The organism is Tabrizicola sp. (assembly GCF_041919135.1).
In the GTDB taxonomy this organism is placed as follows: Bacteria; Pseudomonadota; Alphaproteobacteria; order Rhodobacterales; family Rhodobacteraceae; genus Tabrizicola.
This window is the reverse complement of sequence record NZ_JAYRUJ010000004.1, coordinates 182,862-206,744: the sequence shown is the minus strand read 5'-3', so window position 1 is coordinate 206,744 and position 23,883 is coordinate 182,862. Positions and strand designations below refer to the sequence as shown.

Annotated in this window: 20 protein-coding genes and 1 riboswitch; of the genes, 6 read left to right on the top strand and 14 right to left on the bottom strand. The window is 66.1% G+C overall.

Annotated elements, in window-relative coordinates; all coding sequences use genetic code 11:
- Nucleotides 1-19 precede the first annotated feature (19 nt).
- Nucleotides 20-121, bottom strand: a riboswitch (TPP riboswitch).
- Nucleotides 122-401: 280 nt separating this feature from the next.
- The 3 genes from ACE3UA_RS05115 to ACE3UA_RS05105 are packed head-to-tail and all read left to right on the top strand — an operon-like array spanning nt 402 to nt 2,723.
- A complete protein-coding gene (locus ACE3UA_RS05115; RefSeq protein WP_374643189.1) occupies nt 402-854 on the top strand; it encodes an Rrf2 family transcriptional regulator in 453 nt (150 codons plus the stop codon).
- A 3-nt stretch (nt 855-857) separates the two neighbouring features.
- Nucleotides 858-2,048 (top strand): PLP-dependent aminotransferase family protein, encoded by a 1,191-nt coding sequence (locus ACE3UA_RS05110; RefSeq protein WP_374643187.1) that lies wholly within the window; start codon nt 858-860, stop codon nt 2,046-2,048.
- A gap of 6 nt (nt 2,049-2,054) precedes the next feature.
- On the top strand, nt 2,055-2,723 hold the full coding sequence (locus ACE3UA_RS05105; protein ID WP_374643185.1) for an RraA family protein: 669 nt from the start codon (nt 2,055-2,057) through the stop codon (nt 2,721-2,723).
- Here ACE3UA_RS05105 and ACE3UA_RS05100 read toward each other — a convergent pair.
- From ACE3UA_RS05100 to ACE3UA_RS05080, 5 genes are all read right to left on the bottom strand, one after another.
- Entirely contained in the window at nt 2,712-3,602 is an 891-nt protein-coding gene (locus ACE3UA_RS05100) for a LysR family transcriptional regulator (RefSeq protein ID WP_374643183.1), read from the bottom strand. The genes ACE3UA_RS05105 and ACE3UA_RS05100 overlap by 12 nt on opposite strands.
- A gap of 157 nt (nt 3,603-3,759) precedes the next feature.
- Nucleotides 3,760-4,722 carry an XdhC family protein gene (locus ACE3UA_RS05095; RefSeq protein ID WP_374643181.1) on the bottom strand — a complete coding sequence of 321 codons (963 nt, stop codon included), beginning with the start codon at nt 4,720-4,722 and terminating at the stop codon, nt 3,760-3,762.
- A gap of 212 nt (nt 4,723-4,934) precedes the next feature.
- Complete coding sequence (locus ACE3UA_RS05090) at nt 4,935-5,432, bottom strand: (2Fe-2S)-binding protein (RefSeq protein WP_374643179.1); 498 nt, start codon at nt 5,430-5,432, stop codon at nt 4,935-4,937.
- On the bottom strand, nt 5,429-6,247 hold the full coding sequence (locus ACE3UA_RS05085; protein ID WP_374643177.1) for a xanthine dehydrogenase family protein subunit M: 819 nt from the start codon (nt 6,245-6,247) through the stop codon (nt 5,429-5,431). Before ACE3UA_RS05085 ends, ACE3UA_RS05090 begins: the two co-directional genes overlap by 4 nt.
- Complete coding sequence (locus tag ACE3UA_RS05080) at nt 6,244-9,186, bottom strand: molybdopterin cofactor-binding domain-containing protein (RefSeq protein WP_374643175.1); 2,943 nt, start codon at nt 9,184-9,186, stop codon at nt 6,244-6,246. Before ACE3UA_RS05080 ends, ACE3UA_RS05085 begins: the two co-directional genes overlap by 4 nt.
- A gap of 177 nt (nt 9,187-9,363) precedes the next feature.
- Between ACE3UA_RS05080 and ACE3UA_RS05075 the strand changes: the two genes are divergently transcribed.
- Nucleotides 9,364-10,275 (top strand): alpha/beta hydrolase, encoded by a 912-nt coding sequence (locus ACE3UA_RS05075; RefSeq protein WP_374643173.1) that lies wholly within the window; start codon nt 9,364-9,366, stop codon nt 10,273-10,275.
- 51 nt (nt 10,276-10,326) lie between these two features.
- Here ACE3UA_RS05075 and ACE3UA_RS05070 read toward each other — a convergent pair whose 3' ends face one another.
- From ACE3UA_RS05070 to ACE3UA_RS05030, 9 genes are all read right to left on the bottom strand, one after another.
- Nucleotides 10,327-11,013, bottom strand: coding sequence for a GntR family transcriptional regulator (locus ACE3UA_RS05070; protein WP_374643171.1), 687 nt, complete (start codon nt 11,011-11,013; stop codon nt 10,327-10,329).
- A gap of 214 nt (nt 11,014-11,227) precedes the next feature.
- Nucleotides 11,228-12,406: an ABC transporter substrate-binding protein gene (locus tag ACE3UA_RS05065; protein ID WP_374643169.1), complete on the bottom strand. Its 1,179-nt coding sequence runs from the start codon at nt 12,404-12,406 to the stop codon at nt 11,228-11,230.
- 110 nt (nt 12,407-12,516) lie between these two features.
- Nucleotides 12,517-13,218: an ABC transporter ATP-binding protein gene (locus tag ACE3UA_RS05060; protein ID WP_374643167.1), complete on the bottom strand. Its 702-nt coding sequence runs from the start codon at nt 13,216-13,218 to the stop codon at nt 12,517-12,519.
- Nucleotides 13,218-13,994, bottom strand: a complete 777-nt coding sequence (locus ACE3UA_RS05055) for an ABC transporter ATP-binding protein (RefSeq protein WP_374643165.1) — start codon at nt 13,992-13,994, stop codon at nt 13,218-13,220. The genes ACE3UA_RS05060 and ACE3UA_RS05055 overlap by 1 nt, the downstream gene beginning before the upstream one ends.
- Complete coding sequence (locus ACE3UA_RS05050) at nt 13,991-14,959, bottom strand: branched-chain amino acid ABC transporter permease (RefSeq protein WP_374643163.1); 969 nt, start codon at nt 14,957-14,959, stop codon at nt 13,991-13,993. Before ACE3UA_RS05050 ends, ACE3UA_RS05055 begins: the two co-directional genes overlap by 4 nt.
- Nucleotides 14,960-14,962: 3 nt before the next feature.
- Complete coding sequence (locus tag ACE3UA_RS05045) at nt 14,963-15,886, bottom strand: branched-chain amino acid ABC transporter permease (protein WP_374643161.1); 924 nt, start codon at nt 15,884-15,886, stop codon at nt 14,963-14,965.
- Entirely contained in the window at nt 15,867-16,346 is a 480-nt protein-coding gene (locus tag ACE3UA_RS05040) for a PaaI family thioesterase (protein ID WP_374643158.1), read from the bottom strand. Before ACE3UA_RS05040 ends, ACE3UA_RS05045 begins: the two co-directional genes overlap by 20 nt.
- Nucleotides 16,343-17,353, bottom strand: a complete 1,011-nt coding sequence (locus ACE3UA_RS05035; protein ID WP_374643156.1) for an NADPH:quinone oxidoreductase family protein — start codon at nt 17,351-17,353, stop codon at nt 16,343-16,345. Before ACE3UA_RS05035 ends, ACE3UA_RS05040 begins: the two co-directional genes overlap by 4 nt.
- Before the next feature lie 39 nt (nt 17,354-17,392).
- Complete coding sequence (locus ACE3UA_RS05030; RefSeq protein WP_374643154.1) at nt 17,393-18,997, bottom strand: class I adenylate-forming enzyme family protein; 1,605 nt, start codon at nt 18,995-18,997, stop codon at nt 17,393-17,395.
- Between the two features lie 698 nt (nt 18,998-19,695).
- Between ACE3UA_RS05030 and ACE3UA_RS05025 the strand changes: the two genes are divergently transcribed.
- Together ACE3UA_RS05025 and ACE3UA_RS05020 are read left to right on the top strand one after the other, a co-directional pair.
- A complete protein-coding gene (locus ACE3UA_RS05025) occupies nt 19,696-21,750 on the top strand; it encodes a hydantoinase/oxoprolinase family protein (RefSeq protein ID WP_374643152.1) in 2,055 nt (684 codons plus the stop codon).
- Complete coding sequence (locus ACE3UA_RS05020; protein ID WP_374643150.1) at nt 21,743-23,443, top strand: hydantoinase B/oxoprolinase family protein; 1,701 nt, start codon at nt 21,743-21,745, stop codon at nt 23,441-23,443. Before ACE3UA_RS05025 ends, ACE3UA_RS05020 begins: the two co-directional genes overlap by 8 nt.
- Nucleotides 23,444-23,883 lie beyond the last annotated feature (440 nt).

The window sequence follows — 23,883 nt, the reverse complement described above, 5'->3', positions numbered from 1 at the left end:
CGACGGATTGGTCGGGGATGGAGAACCCATTCACCTTCCCTCCGCCGGTATGATCCGGTTCAGGTTCGACGGGTTCGCGAAACTCGCATCTCAGCCGGTGAGGGCACCCCGAGGTGCGGCGGAACATAAGGGAATGCGGGACGGGTGCAAGGGCCGTGGCGGCGCGGCGGAGGGCGTGAGGCGGCCGCGGGCAGGGAACGCCGTGTTAACCCGTTGATTCAACGGCGCTATCCTGGTCTGCCCTCTGTCTGCAAGGCGTCTGGCAGGCGTATGGCAGTTGTCTGGCGGCGGCGGGCATTAACCACGCGGCGGGGAGACAGCGAATCGCCCCCCCTCCCGGCGTCGCCCCCCGGGCAATCGCGACCTTGTTTCCCCGATAGGCCGGGCGTAGCCTTCCCGCCATGATCACGCAGAAGATGAAATACGCACTGAAGGCGCTTCTGGTGCTGGGCGACGAGGCGGCGAAGGGCCAGCCCGAGCCCCTGACCATCGAGGAGATCGCGCGCCGTTCGGGCACGCCGAAGCGGTTTCTGGAGCATATCCTGCTTGAGGTGCGCAATGCCGGGGTGATCGCCTCGATCCGGGGGCGCGCGGGCGGCTACAGCCTGATCAAGAAACCCTCGGATGTCTCGATCCCGGAACTGCTGCGGATGATCGACGGGCCGATCGCGCCGCTGCCCTGCCTCTCGCGCCGGGCCTATCAACGCTGCGAGGATTGCGCCGACGAGGCGAGCTGCCGCATCCGCAAGGTCTTTGCCGAAATGTTCTGGTCCTATCTGGTGATCATCGAGTCGCTGACGCTGGAGGACATGCTGCGCTCGGACGCGGCGGCGCATCAGGTGCTGGGGGCCTGAACCATGATCCCGAGATTCGCACGGCGCATGGCGGAAGTCCGCCCCTCGGCCATCGGCGAGCTGCTGGCGCTGGGGGCCGATACCTCGATCATCTCGTTCGGCGGCGGCTATCCGGATGCGACCCTGTTCCCGGCCAAGGAACTGGAGGCCTGTTTCCGCGAGGTGATCCGCGCGCCGGGCGGGCAGGCGATGCAATACGCGCCCTCGAACGGCTTGCCGCAGTTGCGCCAGCAGATCGCCGGGCTGATGCAGGCGGATGGCGTGGCCTGCGCGGCCGAGGATGTGCTGGTGCTGCAAGGCTCGCAGCAGGGGCTGGATTTCGCGGCACGGATGCTGGTCGATCCGGGCGACGTGATCGTGACCGAGGATCCTACCTTTCTTGGCGCGCTGATCGCCTTTCAGCCCAGCCAGCCGCGCTATGCCGTGGTCCCGGTGGATGCCGAGGGGATGCGGACCGATCTGCTGGCCGGGGTGCTGGCGGCACATCCGCAGGCGCGGATGCTGTATACCGTGCCGGATTTCCAGAATCCGACCGGGGTCACGCTGTCGCTGGCGCGGCGGCATGAGCTGATCCGGCTGGCCAATGCGCATGACCTGGTGGTGATCGAGGACACGCCCTATCGCCAGATCCGCTTTGCCGGGGAAAGCCTGCCGACGCTGAAGTCGCTGGATACCGAGGGACGGGTGATCCATCTGGGCAGCTTCTCCAAGGTGCTGGTGCCGGGGTTGCGGCTGGGCTGGGCCGTCGCCGCGCCCGCGCTGCTGGCGCGGATGGGCCTGCTGAAGGTGGCGGCGGATACCCAGACCTCGACCCTGAACATGGCGGCGGCAAGCCTGTATCTGGACCGCCACGATCTGGGCGCGCATGTCGCGGGGCTGCGTCGGGCCTATGCGGCGAAGAAAGAGGTGATGCTGGACGCGATCCGCCGGCATCTTCCGCAGGAGATCACCGCGACCGATCCCGAGGGCGGGCTGTTCACCTGGCTGCGCTTTCCCGAGGGCTTCGACGCCACCGCCTTCATGCGCGAGGTCGCGCTGCCCAGGGCCCATGTCGCCTATGTGCCGGGCGCGACCTTCTTTCCGCTGACCCCGCGCCCGAACCATGCGCGGCTGAACTTCTCGGCCCAGCCCGAGGCGAAGATCCGCGAGGGGATCAGGGCCCTGGGCGAGGCGTTGCAATCCCAGCCGAGGTAGCCTGCCATGCCCGTCACCCTGCACCCGGCCTCGTCCGACCTGACGCCCGCGGAGATCGACCGCTGGGGCGGCATCCCGGTGGCGGTGGCGGTCGATCTGGGCCGGGACATCGGGCAGATCGACCCGGCGCTGCGGCCGCTGCGGCCGGCGGGGCAGCAGCCTAGGCTGTTCGGCCAGGCGGTGACGGTGCGCTGCGAGCCGCCGGACTTTGGCGCGGTGCTGCAGGCGCTGGACGTGATCCGCGCGGGCGAGGTGCTGGTGATCGACGCGGGCGGGCATCGCGATACGGCGATGATCGGCGACATCCTCTCGGGCCATCTGCGGCGGAAGGGGGTGGCGGGGCTGGTCTGCGACGGGGCGGTGCGGGATACGGGCACGCTGGGGGGCTGGGAGGATTTCCCGGTCTTCGCGCGCTGGATCACGCCGCGCGGGCCAAGCGGGGCCGAACGCGGGGCGGTCAATGCGCCGGTGGTGATCGGGGGGGCGCCGGTGCGGCCGGGCGATCTGGTGATCGGCGACGACGACGGGCTGGTCGCCCTGTCGCCGCAGGTGGTCCGCAGCCGGGCCGGCGATGCCGAGGCCAGGCTGGCGCGGGAGGCGGGCTGGATCCGGGGCCTGGCCGAGGGGCGGTCGGCGGCCGAGGTCTTCGGCCTGGCGCCCATGCTACGGGGCTGAGCCGAGCGCGCCGGCGAGGTGATCGACCAGCGCCCGGGTCCGGCGGGCAAGGCGGCGCTGGCCGAGGTGGACGGCGTGGATGTCGAGGGTCGGGCCGCTGGCCTGCGGCAGGACATGGACAAGGCGGCCCCGGGCCAGGTCGTCCAGCACGACATAGTCGGGGCAGATGGCGATCCCCTCGCCCTGGACGGCCAGGTCGCGCGCCAGGCGGGCGCTGTTGACCAGGAAATTCCCGCTGACCGCGATGCGGTGCAGTTGCCCGGCTTCGGCAAGGGGCCAGGCGCCGTCGCCGCGCATGTTGGTGTCGCGCAGGCAGAGGTGGCGGGTCAGGTCGGCGGCATCGGCGGGCTCGCCGTGCCGCGCCAGATAGGCGGGCGCCGCCACCACAAGCAGGCGGATCACCCCCAGCTTGCGCGCCACCAGCGCGGAATCGTCCAGGCGGCCGATGCGGATGGCGAGGTCGATCCCCTCGGCCGCGAGGTCGACGAAGCGGTCCGAGAGCCGGAGGTCGATCACCAGATCCGGGTGCGGGGCGCGGAAGTCGCGCAACAGGGGGCCGATCCGCATCTCGCCATAGGTGACCGGGGCCGAGACGCGCAGGGTGCCGGAAAGACCGCGCCGCGCCTCGCGCAGGGCGCCGGTCATCTCGTCCAGCTGGTCCAGCCAGTCGGGAAGCCGGGTCATCAGCTGCTCGCCGGCCGCGGTCAGGCCCAGCTTGCGGGTGGTGCGGTGGAGCAGCCTTGCGCCGAGCCGGGCCTCAAGCTCGGCCAGGTATTTCGAGGCGAGCTTGGGCGAGATCCCCAGCCGCCCCGCCGCGCCGGAGAAGGAGCCGGTCTCGACCGAGGCGACCAGCACGCGCAGACCGTCGACCAGATCCATCGCTTCCCCCGTTCGGAACGTGACGGGGAAAGTCATACCATGCCTTCGCCATTTTCGCCAGGCATCAGGCGTTGATGTGGGCCGCGGTGCAGGCGGCGCGGGGTGCAGCGCCCGGCCCAGCCGGATTATCTACTGTGAAACAAAGGCTTCACAGCGATCATGAGTGCGGGCGATGATCACGAGCGCCCGCCGGGGCCGCCGTCGACAGCACTTCCGCAAGCACCGAAATGGCGAGTGTGCGTGCGTCACGCGCCGAACGCACCAGACCAATCGGCCCGTGCAGCCGCCGCAGGGCCGCAAGGTCAAAGCCCAGGGCCTCGAGTTCCTGATTGCGCGCGTTGCGCGCCATCTCGCTGCCCTGGGCGCCGATGTAGAAAGCCGGGCTGCTCAGCGCATAGGCGAGGATCGGCGGCTCCCAGTCATGATCATGGAAGAACAGAACGATGGCAGTCCACGGATCGACGGCAAGTTCAGCGGGAATCGCCTTCATGGTCAGGCGCCGTATCGCGCATCCCGCCGCCGCACCGTGCTCCAGCGTCTCGTCATCAGGTGACAGAAGAATATTCGGATAACCGGCCGATTGCACCAGGGCGGCGAAGATCCCGGCCTCCGGGCCCTTGCCGAAGACAAGAAAGCGAATCTCGGGAGTAAAGCGCACATGGAATTCAAGTCCATCCGAACCAGTGGCATCCACGTCCGCAACTGACACCGTGCCTTCCTCCCGCGTGACACGCAGTGAGCAGGGAATGCGTTGTCGGCGCCGCTCGGCGAGTTCATGGAGTGCCCTGCGGTCGGGCCGCGGCACCAGCAGGATTTCAAGCCCGCCTCCGCAGGGGAGCCTGATATCCATGAAGGGTGAACCTCTGCCGTATCTTACGGTTGCAGGTCGCCCCTTTTCGAGTGCTTTTAGGGCGTGCAGCGTAATGTCGTTCTCGATGCAACCCGAGGACAGGGTGCCGACCCGATGCCGATCGGCAAAAACGGCCATCGTCGCACCTATGGGGCGATAGGACGGCCCCTCGACGCCGACAACGATCGCCAGGACGGCATCGTCATCACGCGCCAGTATGGCGTCGATCGGGTCTACGTTGAGGCCGAAGACGGGCTTGGTCAAATTCATTGGCGCGAGCCTTGATTATCGGTTCATATTCCCGAGGCGAAAGCAGCCGCATCAGGCGCTTGCCCGTCAAGCAGCGACCGAGGCAAGCGGCTGTTGCAGAAGCCGGGATAACCGCCAATCCCGGCGCAGGTCCGAGTTCAGAGACAGTTCACAAGGAAATCCCGATCCGCAGGCACACCGGATCGGGATCAATCAATCCTGACCCTTGTCGGTCAGGTGGCGACCCGGTCGCCCAAGACGTCAAGCGCGGCGTCGACGATTTCGCGGTAGCCGGTGCAGCGGCAGATGTTGCCGCTCAGGGCCTCGCGGATCTCGGGTTCGGTGTAGCGCCGGCCGCTGTCCTGCAACGAGGACAGCGTCATCAGGATGCCCGGCGTGCAGAACCCGCATTGGAGCGCGAACCGCTTGTGGAACGCCTCTTGCAGCTTGTTGAAAGAATCGTCGCTGGCCGAGAGTCCCTCGATCGTGCGGACATCCTTGCCGTCTGCCTGCGCGGCCAGCATCAGACAGGACCGGACCGCCTTGCCGTCGACCACGACCGTACAGGCGCCGCAGACGCCGTGTTCGCAGGCGACATGGGTGCCCGAGGCGCCGATCTCGTGCCGCAGGAAATCGCTCAGAAGCGTCCGCGGCTCGGCATATCCGTCGACCTCGGTCCCGTTGAGGGTGAAGTTCACCTGCGTCCTGGTGCCTTCCTTGAGAATCTTCACGCCATTGCCTCCATGATCATGTCCAAGCCCAGGCGCCGGATCATCTCGCGCCGATAGCGCGCCGTCGCATGAATGTCGTCGTAGCCGCGCAGCCGCCAAGCCAGCGCATTCAGTTCCGCCGGAAGGGTTTCCGACGTCACATTGGTCAGATCAACCGCGACCGGCGCATCCGCGACGCCGCCGACAGCAAGGCGGACATCGCGGCCCCTTGCAATACAGGCCAGCGAGACGATGGCGAAATCGCCGTGCCGCCGCGCCATTTCGCGGAAGGCGGTCTTCGACCCGGCCGGGGCGCGCGGGAAATGCGCCGAAACGATCATCTCGTCGGGCCGCCGGCTGGTGGTCAGGGTGCCGATCAGGAAGTCCTCGGCAGCCACGGTGCGCCGGCCCTGCGACGATGCCAGCGTGACGCTTCCCCCCAGCAGCACCAGCAGGAGCGGAAGCTCTGCGCTGGGATCGGCATGGGCCAGCGAGCCGCAGACCGTGCCGCGATTGCGGGTCTGGATATGACCCACATGGGTCAGCGCCTCGGTCAGCAGCGGCAGGGCCTGACGCACGCCGTCATGCGCGGCAAGGCTCGCCTGCCGGACGGTGGCGCCCACGGTCACGCCGGTTTCGTCCACCGAGATCCGGTCGAGGCCGGGGATCCGCGAAATGTCGATCAGAACCTCGGGCTCGGTCAGGCGCATGTTGAGCATCGCCATCAGCGACTGGCCACCGGCGATGATGCGTGCGGCCTCGCCATGACTTGAAAGCGCGGAGGTCACGTCCTCGACGGAGTCGGCGATGCAGAGATCGAAGGGTGCCGGTTTCATTTCTTGCCTCCCAGACGGGCGCGGAGTCGACCCATGAGCCCCCCAGATTCGGATTTCACATTCGGCGCGGCGCGGCGGACGAGAGAGCGGAAGAACTGGTTGACCAGCGCCTTGGCCGCACCCGACAGCAACCGCCCCCCGACCGAGGCGACCGTGCCGCTGAGATGGATCGCATATTCATAGGAAACCGTGACGCCCCCCTCGCCCTCGACCAGCGTGACACGGCCCCGGCCGCGCGAGGTGCCAAGCGCCCCGATCAGCGAACCCGTGATGTCGGCGCTTGTGGGTTTCTTCAGGTTCTCCAGCCGGATGTCGGCCTCGAACGTGCCCTTGACCGGCCCCACGCCCATCGAGACAACGCCGGTGAAATGGTCGTCGGACAGTTTGTCCAGCGATTTGCAGCCGGGGATGATCGCGGCCATTTCGGCCGGGTCCATCAGGGTCTTCCAGACCTGTTCGGCCGAGGCGGGAACGAAGGTCGATCCCTGGCCGCGCAATGCGTCACCCGAATAGTCGATGCGGTCCTCGGACAGCGCCTCGTCGTCCGCGGCAAGCTGCGGGGCGGGCTCCTCCTCGCCGTTCACCCATTCGAAGACCTTGGCCGGGGTAAGCGGCACGGTGATGTCGTCGCGGCCGATCGCGTCGGCGACGGCATTCGCAAGGCAGACCGGAGTGGTATACTGGTTGCCTTCCGCGATCCCCTTGGCACCCAGCCGGGTGAAGGGGGAGGGAGTCGCGACCGTCTCCACCATCACCGGGTCGATGGCCTCATGCGCGGTGGCGATCAGGTAATCGGCGAAGGTCCCGGACAGGAAGGTGCCGTCGCTCTTGTAGACGAATTCCTCGTACAGACTTGCCCCCAGCGCCGAGGCGAAGGAGCCGCGGATCTGGCCCTCGGCAAGGCCGGGATTGAGGATGGTGCCGCAGTCATGCGCGGTGACATAGCTGTCGATGCGCAGCTCTCCGGTGTTGCGGTCGATCTCGACGCCGCAGAAGTCGAAGGCGAAGCCATAGGCGAGCGAGGTGTTGATCTCGTCCTTGGCGGTGGTCGGCGTCAGTTCCGGCGCGTTCCAGTAGGCGACTTCGCGGATGCCGGGATCCATGCCTTCGGGCAGGCTGGAGGGCGACCAGTGCGCCAGCCCGCCGACGCGGCGGAACTCCATCCGGTTTTCCGGGTTGGACTGGGCCGAGATCCAGCCGTCCTTGAACAGCAGCTCCTCGGGCGAGACATTCATGAAGCGGCTGGCGATCAGCGCCATCTTGCTGCGCACACGCTCGGCTGCGGTCTTGGCCGCGCTGGTCGAGGCCGGCGAGAACCGGCAGGAATAGTTCCCGGCGGCGATCGACCAGTTGTCCTTCTGGGTATCGGTTTCCAGGTTCACGGTGACCATGTCGAAGGGCACGCCCAGCTCGTCGGCGACGATCTGGGCAAGCGCGGTCTGGTGTCCCTGGCCTTGTGGCGTCGAATCCCCCACCACGCTGACCGAGCCGAGCGGGTCGACGCTGATCGTGCAAGACGCGACCGCACCGTCCTTCGGACCTGCCTTTTCGCGCTCTTCCTTGGTTTTCAGGGTCGAGATATAGCCCATGTTCGACTGCGACGGTTCTACCGCCATGGCATAGCCGATGCCGTAGAGCCGGCCTTCGGCACGGGCGGCATCGCGCCGCTGCTTCAGTTCGGCCAGCTTGCCCTGGGCCTTGGTATCGGCCACCACCTGCTGGTAATTGCCGGAGTCGATCAGCGCGCCGGCCGGGGCGCGATAGGGGAACTGGTCGGCCTGGATCAGGTTCTGCTCCATCAGGTCCAGCGGATCGCGGCCCAGATCCTTGGCCACCTGCGCAATCATCCGTTCGATGGCGAAATACAGCTGCGGGCCACCGAAGCCGCGCACCGCGCCGGTGGGGCATTTGTTGGTCATGCAGATGTTGTTGATGACCTCGACGTTGGGAATCCGGTAGCAGTTCGTCGATAGCCCGTGCATCCGATAGATCGGCGCAGGCATCGGCGCGCGCAGATAGGCGCCGTGGTCGTCGTAATGCTCCATCCGCAGCGCGTTGATGGTGCCGTCCTGGTCATAGGCCGCACGGATCCGCGTCACGCGATTGGGCGCCACCGACGAAGCGGAGAGATGCTCCAGCCGGTCCTCGATCCACTTGACCGGGCGCCCGGCAAGGCGGGCACAGATCGACAGCACCACGATATAGGGGAACATGGTCAGCTTCGCACCGAAGCTGCCTCCGGAATTGGGCGGGCTGCGATGGCGCAGCTTTGCCCCCGGCACCTTCAGCGCGATCGCCATCACGGCATGGACGGAGAACGGCCCCTGGAAGTTCGAGACCACATCGTAGCCGCCGGTGTCCGGCTGGTATTCGGCAACGATGCCATAGGTCTCCATCGGGGTGATCGAGTTGCGCGGATAGCGGATGGTGATTTCCGTCTGCCGGTCGGAGGCCGCAAAGGCTGCGTCCGGTTCGCCATGCGTGAATACCCGGCGCGAGACCCGGTTCGAGCCGACTTCGTCGTGCAGCACCGGTGCGTCATCGGCGCAGGCCGCCACCGGATCGACGACCGCTGGCAGCGGCTCATATTCGACCTTGATGTATTTCAGCGCATCCTCGGCCCGGTAGCGGTCCGTGGCGCAGACCACCGCGACGGGCTCGCCGACGTAGCGGACCTTGCCCAGCGCGATGCCGCGATAGTCCATCGGATTCTCGAAGCCGACGATCAGCGGCCGGGTCAGGGGGCGAATGTCTTCGCCGGTGACGACGGTCTTGACGCCCTTCTGTTTCAGCGCCTCACTGACGTCGATGCGGACAATCCTGGCGTGCGGATGCGGCGAGCGCAGGAAAGCCGCATGCAGCGTCCCCTTGGCAACCGGCAGATCGTCCATGAACTTGCCTCGACCGCGCAAAAGCGTTTGGTCCTCGACTCGCAGCATACGCCTGCCAACATATCTGCTGTCGTCTGCCTGTGCGGCTCCCGCCATGGGCGAATCTCCCTTCTTGTCATTTAAATACATCCTGTATAAAAATGCTTTCCAATGTCAATCCCCGGATTTGCGAGGCTGTGTCTTCGGCCGCCTCGGAACCTGGAACCAACGAAGCGAGGCGAACCGATGCATGACGACGACAGCGCCGAGGTGCCGGTCACGATGGACGACGGCGCGACGATCCTGCTGCGCCGCCTTGGTCCGCCCGCAAGAGAGCGGGTGGTCATCTCGCATGGGAACGGCCTGGCGATCGACGGATTCGCGGGTTTTGCCAGGGCACTGGTCGCACGCGGGCTGGAGGTGGTGGCATTCGACATGCGCAATCATGGCCGCAATCCCCGCCACCAGGGCACGGGACCGAACTGGCGCAGGTTCATCGCCGATTTTCCGGCGATCCTGCATGGAATCGACCAAAGCTTCGGGCAGAAGCCCACCCATGGCGCCTTTCATTCCCTGAGTTCGGCCGTCTGCCTGCTGGCACAGGCGGAAACCCCATATCCCTGGAGGTCCCTGACGCTCTTCGAGCCGCCGGTCCCGCCGGGAACGGATGACCCCGGCCTGCCGGCCTTTCTGGACTACCATGTGCAGCTGAGCGAGCGCGCCATGCGGCGCCGGGCGCGGTTTGATGCGCCGGAAGCCCTGATTACCTCGATGCGCCGGTCATCCCTGTTCCGGCTGGTCGCCGGCGAGGACATCGAGCGGCTGGCGCGCGCGACGCTGCGGCCCGCGCCGGAGGGCGGCTGGATGCTGTCCTGCCCGCCTGAATTCGAGGCCGCCACCTTCCGCATCGAGGACATCGTCGCGCTCCGCCCCGGCCTGGCACGGATCACCTGCCCGGTAAACCTGGTTCTGGGCGACGAGACCATCCATTACGCCGGGATCCTTGTCGAAACCGGACGTGCGCTTGCCCGCGACTTCGGCTTTCGGACCACGGATCTGCCGCAGGCCACGCATTTCATGCAGCTGGAACACCCCGAGCTGTGCGCCGGCCTGGTCGCCGATTTTGTCCGGGAAGCGACGGCCGCCGCGCCGCGCTGACTGTTTGGCGGGCGGAGACCATGCCGCCCGGCGCCCGCATCGCTCCGAAGGTCATTGCGCCTTTGGCTGGAAATCCGTCACGAAGGAATCGATCTCGCTCCATTCCGAAATGAACCGCAACGTCCGGTTCGAGAACAGCCGGGAGTGCTGTCGACTGAGGTCCAGCAACTTGACGCCCTCGCCCTTGCTGATCAGGTCGATCATCTCGGCGTGTTCGTTGTAGACCTGGGTGTAATAGCCTTCGAAATCCTCGCGGTTGCTGGCCGCGCTCTGGAACATGAGATAGCTGAGGCGGATGCTGAAGTTCAGCATGGTCTCGTAGAATTCCGCCAGAAAGGAGTTCCCGGCGGCGTCGGCGATGGCAAGGTGGAAGTCGTGGTTCAGTTCCGCCATGCCCTTGTGGTCATCGCTTTCGCCGGCAATGCGATAGGCTTCGTTGATCTTCCTCAGCTTCGCCAGGTCAGCGGCACTGTGGCGCGCGGCCGAAAGTTGCAGGACGGCGCCCTGCTGCAGATCCAGAGCCTCGAGGATGCGCGGCACATCGTTGAAACTGACGGTCTCGACATAGTGGCCGCGGTTTGGCGAGAATTTCACCAGACGGTCGGATTGCAGCCGGATCAGCGCCTCGCGGATCGGAGTGCGAGAGACGCCGAAGCGTTTCTCCAGCGCGGTTTCTTCCAGATACTGGCCAGGCTTCAGTTCCAGGGTCAGGATCTCGCCACGAAGGGCGCTGTACACGCTTTGCGTTGCCTGCCCTTTCGGGCGGCCACGTTTCCCACGTTCCTCCTGAGAGCTTCCTGCATCGTCCATCGTGTTCACATCCTGCTGGTGTTTCGAGGTCGTACTTCGGACTTTCTCCGCAATCCAGTGGCGGCACCAGACCTGTCTTCCACTGGCACGACGAGCCGGAGGCCGCCGATCGGCGGCCTCCGGCGAAGCAACGCGGACCGGATTATTGCATCGGGCATTCCGCGGCGTAGGAATCCGCCATCTTGTCCACGATGGTGGCCTCCTTGCGGACCGCCAGGCCGCCGGTGGCCTCGTCCTTGCCGACACGGGCAATATGCATCGAATGGATCGGATGCTGGTTGGTGTTGAAGGCGAAGTCGCCGCGCACGGACTGGAAGCTGGCCGCCTTCATCGCCCTGCGGACCGCGTCCATGTCGTCCACGCCGCCGGCGGCGGTGATGGAGCCGTCGATCAGCCGCACCGCGTCAAAGGCCATGGCGGCAAAGTTCGACGGCAGGCTGCCGTACTTCTTGCTGTAGGCCGCGACGAATTCCTTGTTGGCGGGATTGTCCAGGTCGTAGGTCCATTGATCGACCGAGAACACCCCGTCCGCCGCCGGACCGATGGCGTCAAGCGAAACGCCGTTGAACACGGTGAAGACGGTATAGAGGTCGGCTTGCGATTTCAGTCCGGCCTGGTCGTACTGCTTGACGAACTGCACGCCCAGTCCGCCCGGCATGAAGGCCAGCACGGCCTCGGGTGCGCTGGCCTTGATCTGGGTCATCTCGGCCGAGAAGTCGGTCTGCTCCAGCGGGGTGTAGAGTTCCGAAACGATCTCGCCCTTGAAGGTGCGCTTGAAGCCGTCCACGACATCCTTGCCGGCCTGATAGTTCGGCACCACGACGAATACCTTCGTGATGCCCTTGTCGTTCATATACAGTCCAAGAGCCTCGGACGGCTGGTCGTTCTGGAAGGGGACCGAGAAATAATTCTCGTTGCAGCCCGCCCCGGCCAGTTCGCCCGGCGCGGGGTTGGGCGAGATGAGGATCGTCCCGGTCCGCACGATGGGTGCCTGCACGGCCATCATCACGTTCGAATAGCTAGGGCCGATGATGAAATCGACCTCCTCCGACCGCGTGAGCTTCTCGGCGGCCGTCTTGCCCACGTCGGGCTTGCGCTGGTCATCCTCGTAGATGAAGCGCGCCTCCTGTCCTCCCAGCTTGCCGCCCGTCATCTCCAGGGCCAGATCGGCGCCTTTCTGCATCTCGGTGCCCAGCACCGCACCCGCCCCCGAAAGCGAGAGGATCAGACCGACATCCACCGTCTCGGCCTGTGCGGCGCCTGACACCAGGCTGGTGGTCAGCGCCGTGGCCAGCGCGAGTTTCGCAAGTGATTTACGCATGGTTCGTTTCCCTGTTGTTGGTTCGTCGTTGGATCGCAGCCGGGTCTGCGTGCGCCTGGGGCGCGGCCGGAGCCTGGCCCGGCACCGCGCCGGGCCGGAAGGTTTTCAGATCAGACGCCGAGCAGGCGCATCGCTTCGCCGTCGGGTTGCGCCAGCTCGTCCGACAGACCGCTCCAGACCAGTTCGCCCTTGCGGATGATGTTGTGGCGGTCGCCCAGCTTGCAGAGCGGCTTGAGGCTCTTGTCGATCACCAGGATCGTGTAGTGTTCCTCCTTCAGGCGGCGCAGGGCGGCCCAGATTTCACGGCGGATGCTGGGGGCGAGGCCCTCGGTCGCCTCGTCGAGGATCAGAAAGCGCGGACGGGTCATCAGCGCCCGGCCGATGGCCAGCATCTGCTGCTCGCCCCCGGAAAGCAGGTTGGCGTAGGAGCGTTTGCGCTCCTCCAGCCGGGGGAACATCTCGAAGATGCCCTGCACCGCCGCCGCGCGGGCGCGCGAAGTCTCGTCGCGGGAGGTGGCGATCAGGTTCTCGGTGACGGTCAGCGTGGGAAAGACCTGCCGGCCCTCGGGCACCACCGCGACCCCCATCCGGGCGATCTGGTGCGGGGCCAGCCCGTTGATCCGCCGACCGTTCAGCACGATGTCGCCGGTGATGCGATTGGTCAGGCCGAAGATGGTGCGCACCGTCGTCGACTTGCCCATGCCGTTCTTGCCCAGCAGCGTCGAGACCGCGCCCGACGGCAGGTCGAGGTCGAGCGAGAACAGAACCGGGCTTTGCCCATAGGCGGCCGAGACCTTGTCGAAGATCAGCATCAGAAGTCGTCCTCCTCGGAAAGGTAGGCCGCCTGAACCTCGGCCGACGCGCGGATCGCCTCGGGGCTGCCGCTTGCCAGCACCGTCCCGTTCACCATCACCGTGATCTCGTCGGACAGCTGGAAGACCGCGTCCATGTCATGTTCGATCAGCAGGATCGGGATCTGTCCCTTGATCCCGTCGGCGATCGAACGCACCAGGGCTTCGGCATCGGCGGTCGAAAGGCCGGCCAGGGGTTCGTCCAGCAGCAGGACTTTCGGTCCCGAGGCCATTGCCATGGCGATCTCCAGCCGGCGGCGGTCGCCATGCGACAGGGCTGCCGGCTTCGCCTCGGCCTTGGCGCGCAGCGCGAACCGATCGAGAAACGCCTCCACCTCGTCGGCGTGGCGGGCGCGGTCGCGCCGACGGAAGATGTCGGCCACCGAAAGCGCGGGTCCGTCGCGTGCGACCAGGCTCAGCAGCAGGTTCTCGCGCAGGGTCATCCCCTGGAAGAGCGCAGTCAGCTGATAGGTCCGGGTCAGCCCGAGCCGGGCGCGGCGAAGCGCGCTGAGGCCGCTGATGTCGGCGCCATCCATGCTGACGGTTCCGGCATTGGGACGGCGCTCGCCGGACAGGACGCTGACCAGGGTCGTCTTTCCTGCGCCATTCGGCCCGATCAGGGCATGCACGCTGCCCGCAGCCAGGGTCAGGTTGACCTTGTTGAGAGCGACGATCCCGCCGAAGCGCACGGTGATGTCGCGCATCTCCAGCGCGGGGGCGGCGGCGGGACGGGTCATTTCGCACCTCCCGCAGGGGTTGCAAGCAGTCTTCCGCCCAGGCCTGCGACCACACCCGAAAGACCGGAGTTGAAGAACAGGACCACCAGGATCAGCAGCGGCCCGAACAGGATCGGCCAGTGCGTGGTGATCGAGACGAGGTAATGTTCGACCACGATGAAGACCAGCGCGCCAAGGATCGGGCCTGACCGGGTCCCGACCCCGCCGAGGATGACGATGGCCAGCAGCTCGCCCGAGCGTTGCCAGTTGGAATATCCGGGCGTGGCGAACTCGCTCTGGTTGGCAAGCAGCATCCCCGCCAGCCCGCAGATCGCCCCGGCGATCACGAATGCCACCAGCCGGGTGCCGGTCACGTCGAACCCCAGCGCATTGGCCCGCTGGCCATTCTCGCGCGCCGCCACCAGCCTGCGGCCGAAGTCCGACCGGACGACGACATCCACCAGCCAGAGCAGCGCCAGCGAGGTCACCGCGACGAAGGCGTAGAATTGCCACGGGTCGAAGGCATCATACCCCGGCCAAAGCGTGGTGCGGGCGTGAATGACCATCCCGTCGTCGCCGCCGAAGGCCGAGGACGATTGCGCGAGATAGTACAGGATCTGCGCCAGCGCGAGCGTGATCATGATGAAATGGACGCCGCTGGTGCGCAGCGCGATCTTCCCGATCAGGAAGGCCGCGATGGCCGAGGCCACCACGACCACCGGCGCCTGGATCCACAGCGACTCGTGCCCGGCATTGGCCAGCAGCCCGGTCGCATAGGCCCCGAGCCCGAGATAGACCGCGTGACCGAAGCTGACCATGCCGCCATACCCGAGGATCAGGTTGAGGCTGCTTGCCGCGACGGCAAAGATCAGGAAACGCTCGAAGATCGACAGCAGGTAGGGATCGTCGGCGACCAGCGCCGCCACCGGCCCGACCCCGACTGCCAGGACCGCAAGAAGAAGCGCGGGAAGTTGGGATCGCCGCATGGGTCAGCTCCGTTTCTGCATGGGCAGAAGCCCCTCGGGACGGAAGAACAGGATCAGCGCCATCAGGATGTAGACGAGCATCGAGGCCAGCGCCGGTCCGGCTTCGCTTGCGACGCGGGCCGAAAGGAAGGCGGACAGGAAATCGCGCAGGAAGGCCCTGCCCATCGTGTCGATGAGCCCGACGATGATCGCGGCCAGCAGGGCGCCCTTGATGGAACCAAGTCCCCCGATCACCACGACCACGAAGGAAAGGATGAGCACGGTCTCGCCCATTCCCGGCTGCACCGACAGGAGCGGACCGGCCAGTGCCCCGGCCAGCCCGGCCAGGAAGGCGCCGAAGGAGAAGACCAGCGTGAACAGCAGGCTGATGTTCACCCCCATCACCGAGACGATGGTCCGGCTCGAGGCGCCGGCGCGGACGCGCATTCCGACCCGCGTGTACTTGACCAGATAGAACAGCAGGGCCGCGACCGCGATGCCGACCGTGATCACCAGAAGCCGGTAGACCGGATAGGAGATGCCGAAAGGCAGGGTGACCAGGCTTGAAAGCTCGTCTGGCAGGCCGGAGAAGATCGGTGTCGCGCCCCACAGGAGGGCAACGGATTCGTTGGCGACGAGGATCAGCGCATAGGTGACAAGCACATGGTCGAGATGGCTGCGGTGATAGAGCCGCCGCACAAGGAGCAGCTCGAAGACCAGGCCCACGACGCAGGCGCATAGGCCCGCCAGCGACACGGCCAGGAAGAACGAGCCGGTAAGCTCTTGGAAAAGCACCGCGAAATAGGCGCCCAGCATGAAGAGAGAGCCGTGGCTGAGGTTGATGAAGTCCATGACGCCGAAGATCAGCGTCAGGCCCGCGGCGATGAGAAACAGCAGGACGCCAAGCTGAAGCCCGTTCAGCAGCTGCTCAATGATCAGGGCGGTCATGGAGTGTCCCCCGGTCTGGCGTGGAAAGGGCGGGGCCGGTCGCGGCACGCATGGCGATCCGGGTGAACTGGCCGCTGGCAAAGGCAATCTGGCGGCCTTCCTGCCAGGCGGATCCGACCAGGAAGACGGTGCTGCGCCCCGCCTGCAGCACCCGGACCTCGACATGCAGCGGCAGCTCCGGCCGGCCGGGGCGCAGGAATTTCAGCTCCAGTGCCGAAGTTACGGCGGGCGGCTCGGTCCCCGTGCGGGTGGCCTCGTAGAAGGCGACGTCGAACAGGGTGGCGAAGGTTCCGCCGTGGATGACGCCGCCCGGATTTCGTGCCCGCGGCCCGCAGTCGAGCCGCAGCACAAGCCCTTCGTCAGAGCGCGCCATCCGCACCTCGCCCAGCGCGGCCAGAAGCGGATCATCGCCTCGGAAGGGCTGGAACGCGAGCGCGGCGAAGTTCGGTGACGGGGTCACGCGCGCGCACCGACATCGACGACAAGCTTGCCAGTCACCTTGCGGTCAAGGATATCCTGCAAGCCTTGCATCAGCCGGTCAAACGGCAGGGTGGCGGTTACATTGGCCTGCGCCTTGCCCTCGGCCAGCAAGCCCAGCCACCATGCGGTCCCGGCGCGAATCTCGTCCAGCGCCTCGTCAAAGTGGATGTCAAGTGGCGCGCCCATCACGCAGAGGTTGTTGTAAAGCAGGTAATTGGCCTTGGCCGCGGGGATCTCGCCCGAGGCGAAGCCGACGATCACCAGCTTGCCGGCAAAACCCAGCGCGCGCAGGCTGGCCTGAAACATCGCCCCGCCAACGGTGTCGATCACCACGTTCGCGCCCCGGTCGTCGCCCCATGCCCGGCGCACCCGCTGCTTGAACTCCGCCTTCAGCGGCTCTTCGTCGCGTTCGGTGACGATCAGCGCCTGCTCGGCCCCCGACTGGCGGACCAGGTCAGCCTTCTCCTCCGAAGAGACGACCCCCACGACATGCGCCCCGAGATTGGCCGCAAGCTGCACCGCCGCAGCCCCCACGCCGCCGGCCGCCCCCGTGACCACGACGCGGTCACCGGCCTTGACGTTCGCGCGGATGACCACCGCGACATAGGCCGTGTTGAAGACCGTCATCGCGCCCGCGGCATCGAGGGCCGACACCGCGGCGGGGCGGGCGAACACCCGGTTCAGCGGCGCCAGGACCTGACCGGCGAACGCACCCTTGAAGACCTGCGCGACCACGGGGTCGCCGGGCCGGAAGCCTTCCACCCCGTCGCCGACCGCGATCACGGTACCGGCGCAGTCGCGTCCGGGGATGAAGGGTGGCTCGGGCCGTTTCTGATATTTGCCCTGCACCATCAGGGCGTCGGGATAGTTCAGACCGATCGCTTCGTTACGGATCAGGACATGGCCGGGGGCAGGCACCAGATCGGGCAGTTCGCCCAGCCGGTGCGAGGTTGGCGGACCATAGGCGGTCAGAAGGTATCCGTGCATGGGTCGTCTCTTTCGGGATAGGTCGAGGTCAATTGGCGGTCAGTCGTGGCCGAGCTTCTTGCGGATATCGGCAACCAGGACGGGCTTGATGATCTTGCGGGTCGGCGTCATCGGCATGGCGTCGATGATTTCCAGCCGCTCGGGCCAGCGCATCTTTGCGACGTGGCGGGCCTCCAGATAGGCGCAGAGGCCGTCCAGCGTCAGTTCCGTGCCCGGTCGCAAGACGGTGTAGGCGCAGAGCCGTTCCCCCAGGATCTCGTCCGGCATGGGAACGACGGCCGACTGGATGATGGCTTCATGCGCGTCCAGCAGGCTTTCGATATCGGAGGGGTTGATCTTGATGCCGCCCCGATTGATCACATCCTTGACCCGGCCGGTAATCATGATGTTCCCCTCGGCATCGATCGAGGCGATGTCACCCGTCCGGAACCAGCCGTCTTCGGTGAAGGCCGTCTGGTTTGCCTCGTGGGTGCCGACATAGCGGTCCAGCACGGAATAGCCGGAAAGCTGCATCTCGCCTTCTTCGCCGACCGGAAGCGTCCGGCCATCGTCGCGATCCACGATCCGCACCGACAGGCCCGGCGCCAGCTTGCCCACCGTTCCATGCCGCACCTCTGCCGAAGAGAGCGGATCGGTCTGCGTGCTGAGCGTCGTCTCCGTCATTCCGAACAGGCAGCCGACCCGACCGTTGGGCAGCTTCTCCTCGAATCGGGCGGCGACCTCGGGCGGGCAAATCGCGCCGCCGACGATCACATCGCGGACGGTATCGGCCGACCGGCGGTCCATTTCCCCGCTTTTCAGCGTGGCGGCCAGGTGCGCCGGCGCGGAATAAATGACCGTGGGCCGCATCTCGAACAGGTATTCGGCGTAGATCTCCGGCGTGAAGACCGGGATCGGCACCACCGTCGCCCCCGAATGCAGCGCATTGCCCGCGCAGGACAGGCCAAAGACATGCGTCAACGGCGGGGCGATCATCACCCGGTCTTCCCGGGTCAGGTTCAGCAGTCCCGAAAACACCGAGGCATTGCGGGCAAATGACCGCTGCGAACGCACGACCCCCTTGGGCGCTGCCGAGGTGCCGGAGGTGAAACACAACGCCGCATCGCAATCCGCGGAAGGCTGCGGCGGCAGATCGCCCTGCCGGTGCGCCTCTACCAGGGCCGCGAAGGAAAGCTGGCCGGGGCCGGTCGTGTCTTCCACGACGATCACATGTTCCAGAGGCTCGATGTCGCGTGCCAGGTCGGACATGGTGGCGGGGGCGTCATAGGCGCCCACCCTTGCGGTGACCACGGCGCGCGGCCCGGCGAAGCGGAGCAGGGGGCGCAGCTCCTCTTTCCGGTAGGGCACGTGCAACGTCGTCAGCACGCAGCCCGTGATCGTGCAGGCGATGTAGGTGGTAAGGAACTCCGGCATCGAGGGCAGCTGGATCGCCACCCGGTCGCCCGCCTTCAGCCCCAGCGCCACAAAGGCGCGCGCAAGGGATTCGGCGTCGGCCTTCAGCGCGGCATAGCTCAGCCGGCCGTGGTCGCTGGTATCGGCTGCGAGAGCCTCTGGCGTAGCTTCAGCCCAAAACCGCACTGCGTCGAGCAGGCTGACGAATTCACGACGCGCAGAGGCCGATGGCACTTCCGCAAGTTGGGTCATCTATGGCTTCCCTGTTGTTCTTCCCGGCGCCTGCGCCAAAGGACGCGGCGGCCTTGTTCCTGGATTCAGCGGCTATCCACGGGGCAGACGTGGCACCATGTGGCCGCATGAAACCGTCAACAGCTGCAGACATCCCGCGCGCTTCCGAGTCGGCCCGTAGCGGGCAATCCTGCGGCTGTCGCGCGATCTGCAACACTTCCAGCGCCTTTCCTGCGGGCCGTCGTGACGGGCTGTCGTGGTATCTGGAGTTAATTTTATACACGGTGTATTCTGGCAAGCAAGCCTCTTTTCACCGCCGCCCCGCAGAGCATCGGAATTCCACATTCTGCAACAGCCGGATCATGGAACCTGTCGCTGCGACGCCATTTTGCGCGCCGGCCCGGACGGTTTCGTTCAGGGCCGCAAGTGCGTGTCAGCTGATTGTGACGCCCGAATCGCACCGTTCCGGTCGGCACGCCGGCGGCTCACCGCCTCACCACGGGCCGGCATGATTCGGACGCGGACCTGATCCTCTTGGAACGACGAAGCGCGGGGTGCTTGAGGCCCGCCTGGAACGATATCCGGGTCGCGTCGGGCACCCTGCATCGCGGGCGCCACCTCTCCTCGCGCTGCTGCAGATTGGGGCTTGCTTTTTATACACGATGTATTTTATGCCTTCGAAGATCGGATAACTCACTCTGGACCGTTGGGGACGAGATATGGAGAACTGGATTGTCGGCTGCGATGTGGGCGGGACATTCACCGACTTCTGCGCGCGGGAGATGTCCACGGGCAGAACCGTCATTCACAAGCGTGCATCCACGCCGGACGATCCCTCACGCGCGGTGCTCAACGGCCTGAGGGAAATGGCCGAGCTGCACCGCATCGATCCTGCGGCAATCGGTCGTTTCGCCCATGGCACGACCGTCGCCACCAATGCGCTGCTTCAACGCAAGGGCGCGAAAGTTGCGCTGGTCACGACACGCGGCTTCCGGGACTTGCTGGAAATAGGCCGGCAGGCCCGTCCGCTGATCTATGACCTGCAGGCCGATGCTCCCGTCCCGCTGGCGGCCCGTCACCTCCGCTTCGAGATCGACGAACGCATCGGCCCGAAGGGAGAGGTCCTGCAGCCGCTAAAGGACGAGGACATCGCCCAACTCATCGATGCGATCCGCGCCCAGGGCGACATCCAGGCAGTCGCGGTCTGCCTGATCTTCTCGTTCATCAATCCCGAACACGAGCAACGCATCGCCGCAGCGATCAGCGCCGCGTTGCCGCAGGTGTTCGTGTCGATCTCCTCCGAGGTCCAGCCCGAGTTCCGCGAATTCGAGCGGTTTTCGACCACGTTGATCAACGCCTTCCTGCAGCCCGAAGTCGGCAGCTACATGGCCAGGCTGGAGGCCGAGGTGAAGACCGTGGCGCCGGAAGCCGAGTTCGGCATCTTTCAGTCCAGCGGCGGGCTGATGTCCGTGCATCGGGCCGGGCAGTTCCCGGTGCGAACGGCGCTTTCGGGCCCGGCTGCGGGGGCCGTCGGTGCGGCTGGCGCGGGCGCGAGTTCGGGCATCGGCGACGTGATCACCCTGGATATCGGCGGAACCAGCACCGACGTCTGCCTGATCCGCGAGGGCAAGACCGCCCTTGCCAGCACGCGCGATATTTCCGGCTTCCGCATCCGGCTTCCCATGGTGGATATCCATACCGTCGGCGCGGGCGGAGGCTCGATCGCCCAGATCGGCAACGACGGGCTGATGAAGGTCGGTCCCGAAAGCGCGGGTGCAGTGCCGGGCCCGGCCTGTTACCGCCAGGGCGGCACCCTGCCCACGGTTTCCGATGCGAACGTCATCCTGGGACGCCTGCCCACCAAGCTTGCCGGCGGAGGGTTGACCATCGACCGCGACCTCGCCGTCAAGGCGGTGGCGCCGGTCGCGCGCCAGCTGGGTGTCTCGCTGGAGGAAGCGGCGCTGGGAATCGTCGGCATCGCCAACGCCAACATGTCCCGCGCCATCCGGGTGGTGTCGATCGAAAAGGGCTATGACCCGCGGCGCTTCACCCTGATGCCCTTCGGCGGCGCCGGTGGGCTTCATGCCGCAGATGTGGCGAAATCACTGGGCATGAAGCGCATCCTCATCCCTCATGCGCCCGGCATCCTGTGTGCCGAGGGCCTGATCATGGCCGATCTTCAGGAGGATTTCGTCGCCAACTGCCGGACCATCCTGTCGGATGACACCATTCCGCAACTTCAGGCCGAATGCGCCAGCCTGGTGGAAAAGGCCCAGTCCTGGCTGGCGCAGGAGGCGGAAGGCAATGCAGAACACCACCTGCTCCTGAGCTTCGACATGCGCTACTTCGGCCAGAACTACGAACTGGCGGTTCCGGTGGCCAGCGGGACCGACGACCTGCCCTTCCCGGATGCAGCCGCGCTGAAACAGGCGTTCCTCGCCGAATACCAGCGCAGCTATGGCCATTGCGACCCGGAGGGCATGGTGGAAACCGTCAACCTGCGCCTGCGCGCCACCGCGCGGCTGACCCAGGGCGAGGCGAAGGGCGCCGTGGACATGGCCCAGCCCGAGGCAGAGGAGCGCGTGCCGGTCTGGTTCGACGGCTCGGGCCCGGTGGCGACGCCGATCTATTCGCGGTCCGTCCTGCCGGCCGGGACCAGCCTGCCCGGCCCGGCCATCATCACGCAACTCGACAGCACGACGGTGGTCCCGCCCGACGCGAAGCTGCGCGTGGACGATGCCCTCAACATGATCATGGAGCTTTCCAATGTCTAAGTTCGAGATCGACCCGATCAGCCTGGAAATCGCCTGGAACGGACTGAAATCCATCGCTGACGAATGCTTCATCACCATCATGCGAAGCGCCTTTTCCAGCAACGTGAAGGAACGCCACGACCACTCCACCGCCATTGCCGATGCCAGGGGCCGGCTTGTGGTCCAGGCGGAAATGTCCCTGCCGGTGCACCTCGCCTCGATGGGCGGCATGATGAAGGAACTGCTTGCGATCTACGGCGAGGATATCGGCCCCGGCGACATCTTCATCGCCAATGATCCCCATGTTGCCGGCGGCACGCACCTTCCCGACATCAACATGGCGTCTCCGGTGTTCGACGGCGACAGGCTCGTGGGCTTCATCGCCAACATCATCCACCACGCCGATGTGGGCGGGGCGGCTGTCGGGTCCATGTCGGGTGGGCTGGACGAGATCTACAAGGAAGGCCTGCGCATTCCGATCATGCGTCTTTACCGGCGTGGCAAGTGCGACGAAGACCTGCTGCGGCTGCTGCTGCTGAACATGCGCCTGCCTCAGGAGCGGCGGGGCGACCTGAATGCGCAGATTGCCGCCTGCCGACTGGGCGAGAGCCGCTTGCGGGACCTGCTCAAGGTGCATGGTGCGGAGCGGACCTCGGCGATCTTCGACGCGGTCATCGAACGGACGCAGTTGCGGATGCGCAAGGCGATCGCCTCGCTTCCGGACGGCACCTACCGTTTCGAGGACATGATGGACGACGACGGCGCCGGAACCACCGACATCCGCATCGTGCTTGCCATCACCAAGTCGGGCGAGGAAATCACCTTCGACTTCACCGGCACCGACCCGCAGGTGAAAGGCAACTTCAACCTGACCTGGAACGCCACACAATCGGCGATCTGCTATTCGCTCAAGGCTCTCCTTGACGCAGAGATCCCCACCAATCAGGGGATTTTCGACGCGATCCACATCGTTGCCCCGCCCGGCAGCTTCGTCAACTGTGTCGCTCCCGCAGCGGTGGCCATGCGTGCGAACTCCTGCCAAAGGGTCGTCGATTGCGTGCTGGGCGCGCTTGCGCCCGTCGTGCCGAAGCAGGTCGTTGCGGCGGCCAACGGAGCCAATACCTCGGCCGTGTTCACCGGCACGGATCCGAGCACCGGGAAGATGTATGTCTATCTCGAAACCCTCGGGGGCGGCATGGGCGCCCGCTTTGCCCGCGACGGCAAGGACGGCGTGCAAGTCCATATCACCAACACCTCGAACTTGCCGGTCGAGGCGATCGAACTTGAATATCCGCTGCGGGTCGAGGAGTACTCTCTGATCCCCGACACGGGCGGCGCCGGCCGCCAGCGGGGCGGCATGGGGATCCGCCGGGTGATCCGCCCCGTGAATCATGTCTGCGAGTTCAACGGCGTCGGCGAGAGGTTCCATCACCAACCCTGGGGTCTGTTTGGCGGCACGCCGGGCGCGAGCGGCCGCTTCTATCTGCTGGCATCGGACGGACAACGCACACCGCTATCGTCGAAAGCCACCCGGATCGAGATCACGGAGGCGACATGTGCCGTGATCGAGACGCCGGGCGCCGGGGGATACGGAAAGCCCGAGGAACGCAGCCTGGAGGCCATCGAGGCCGATCTTCAGGAGGGAAAGATCACGCTCCAGCAGGCGCGAGCGAATTATACCCAGTGGATGGAATTCCCCATTCCGTCAGTTTGAACCTGTGCAGGCGTCGCCGGATCGGACCCGATTGAAAAAGGCAGGACGCCGCCGCGTCAGCGCACTCAAGGGGCGCCAGACGCGGCGGTGACGCAAAGGTGTTGATCGGCACGCGCAATCGGCCCGGAAACTTTGCGGGCCGATTGACAGCTTCACTTCCATCGCGACCGCCCGCATGGCCGGGCGCGCGCCAACACCCCTGCCCCGTGCCTGGCCCGATCGACAAACCTGACTGTCGTCATCTCGGGCAGCGGGCGGAAGCGGCGCGATGCCATGCGGGCCGGCCACGGGATTTCCTGCCTGCCCGAGTTCCTGATCATCAAGGATCTGGCCGCGGAACGGCTGGTGCCGATCTGACCGGCTTCAGCCGCGCGGACCTGCCGATCAGCGTCGCATCGCCAATCCGGAACGCCTGGGCGAAAGTCATACCACGCCTTCGC

Bases quoted from the DNA above. Each gene is read 5' to 3' on its own strand.
- ACE3UA_RS05065 (WP_374643169.1), bottom strand. From the start codon at position 12,406: ATGCGTAAATCACTTGCGAAACTCGCGCTGGCCACGGCGCTGACCACC.
- ACE3UA_RS05115 (WP_374643189.1), top strand. From the start codon at position 402: ATGATCACGCAGAAGATGAAATACGCACTGAAGGCGCTTCTGGTGCTG.
- ACE3UA_RS05055 (WP_374643165.1), bottom strand. From the start codon at position 13,994: ATGACCCGTCCCGCCGCCGCCCCCGCGCTGGAGATGCGCGACATCACC.
- ACE3UA_RS05110 (WP_374643187.1), top strand. From the start codon at position 858: ATGATCCCGAGATTCGCACGGCGCATGGCGGAAGTCCGCCCCTCGGCC.
- ACE3UA_RS05020 (WP_374643150.1), top strand. From the start codon at position 21,743: ATGTCTAAGTTCGAGATCGACCCGATCAGCCTGGAAATCGCCTGGAAC.
- ACE3UA_RS05105 (WP_374643185.1), top strand. From the start codon at position 2,055: ATGCCCGTCACCCTGCACCCGGCCTCGTCCGACCTGACGCCCGCGGAG.
- ACE3UA_RS05085 (WP_374643177.1), bottom strand. From the start codon at position 6,247: ATGAAACCGGCACCCTTCGATCTCTGCATCGCCGACTCCGTCGAGGAC.
- ACE3UA_RS05060 (WP_374643167.1), bottom strand. From the start codon at position 13,218: ATGCTGATCTTCGACAAGGTCTCGGCCGCCTATGGGCAAAGCCCGGTT.
- ACE3UA_RS05045 (WP_374643161.1), bottom strand. From the start codon at position 15,886: ATGACCGCCCTGATCATTGAGCAGCTGCTGAACGGGCTTCAGCTTGGC.
- ACE3UA_RS05095 (WP_374643181.1), bottom strand. From the start codon at position 4,722: ATGAATTTGACCAAGCCCGTCTTCGGCCTCAACGTAGACCCGATCGAC.
- ACE3UA_RS05075 (WP_374643173.1), top strand. From the start codon at position 9,364: ATGCATGACGACGACAGCGCCGAGGTGCCGGTCACGATGGACGACGGC.
- ACE3UA_RS05100 (WP_374643183.1), bottom strand. From the start codon at position 3,602: ATGGATCTGGTCGACGGTCTGCGCGTGCTGGTCGCCTCGGTCGAGACC.
- ACE3UA_RS05080 (WP_374643175.1), bottom strand. From the start codon at position 9,186: ATGCTGCGAGTCGAGGACCAAACGCTTTTGCGCGGTCGAGGCAAGTTC.
- ACE3UA_RS05035 (WP_374643156.1), bottom strand. From the start codon at position 17,353: ATGCACGGATACCTTCTGACCGCCTATGGTCCGCCAACCTCGCACCGG.
- ACE3UA_RS05025 (WP_374643152.1), top strand. From the start codon at position 19,696: ATGGAGAACTGGATTGTCGGCTGCGATGTGGGCGGGACATTCACCGAC.
- ACE3UA_RS05050 (WP_374643163.1), bottom strand. From the start codon at position 14,959: ATGCGGCGATCCCAACTTCCCGCGCTTCTTCTTGCGGTCCTGGCAGTC.
- ACE3UA_RS05030 (WP_374643154.1), bottom strand. From the start codon at position 18,997: ATGACCCAACTTGCGGAAGTGCCATCGGCCTCTGCGCGTCGTGAATTC.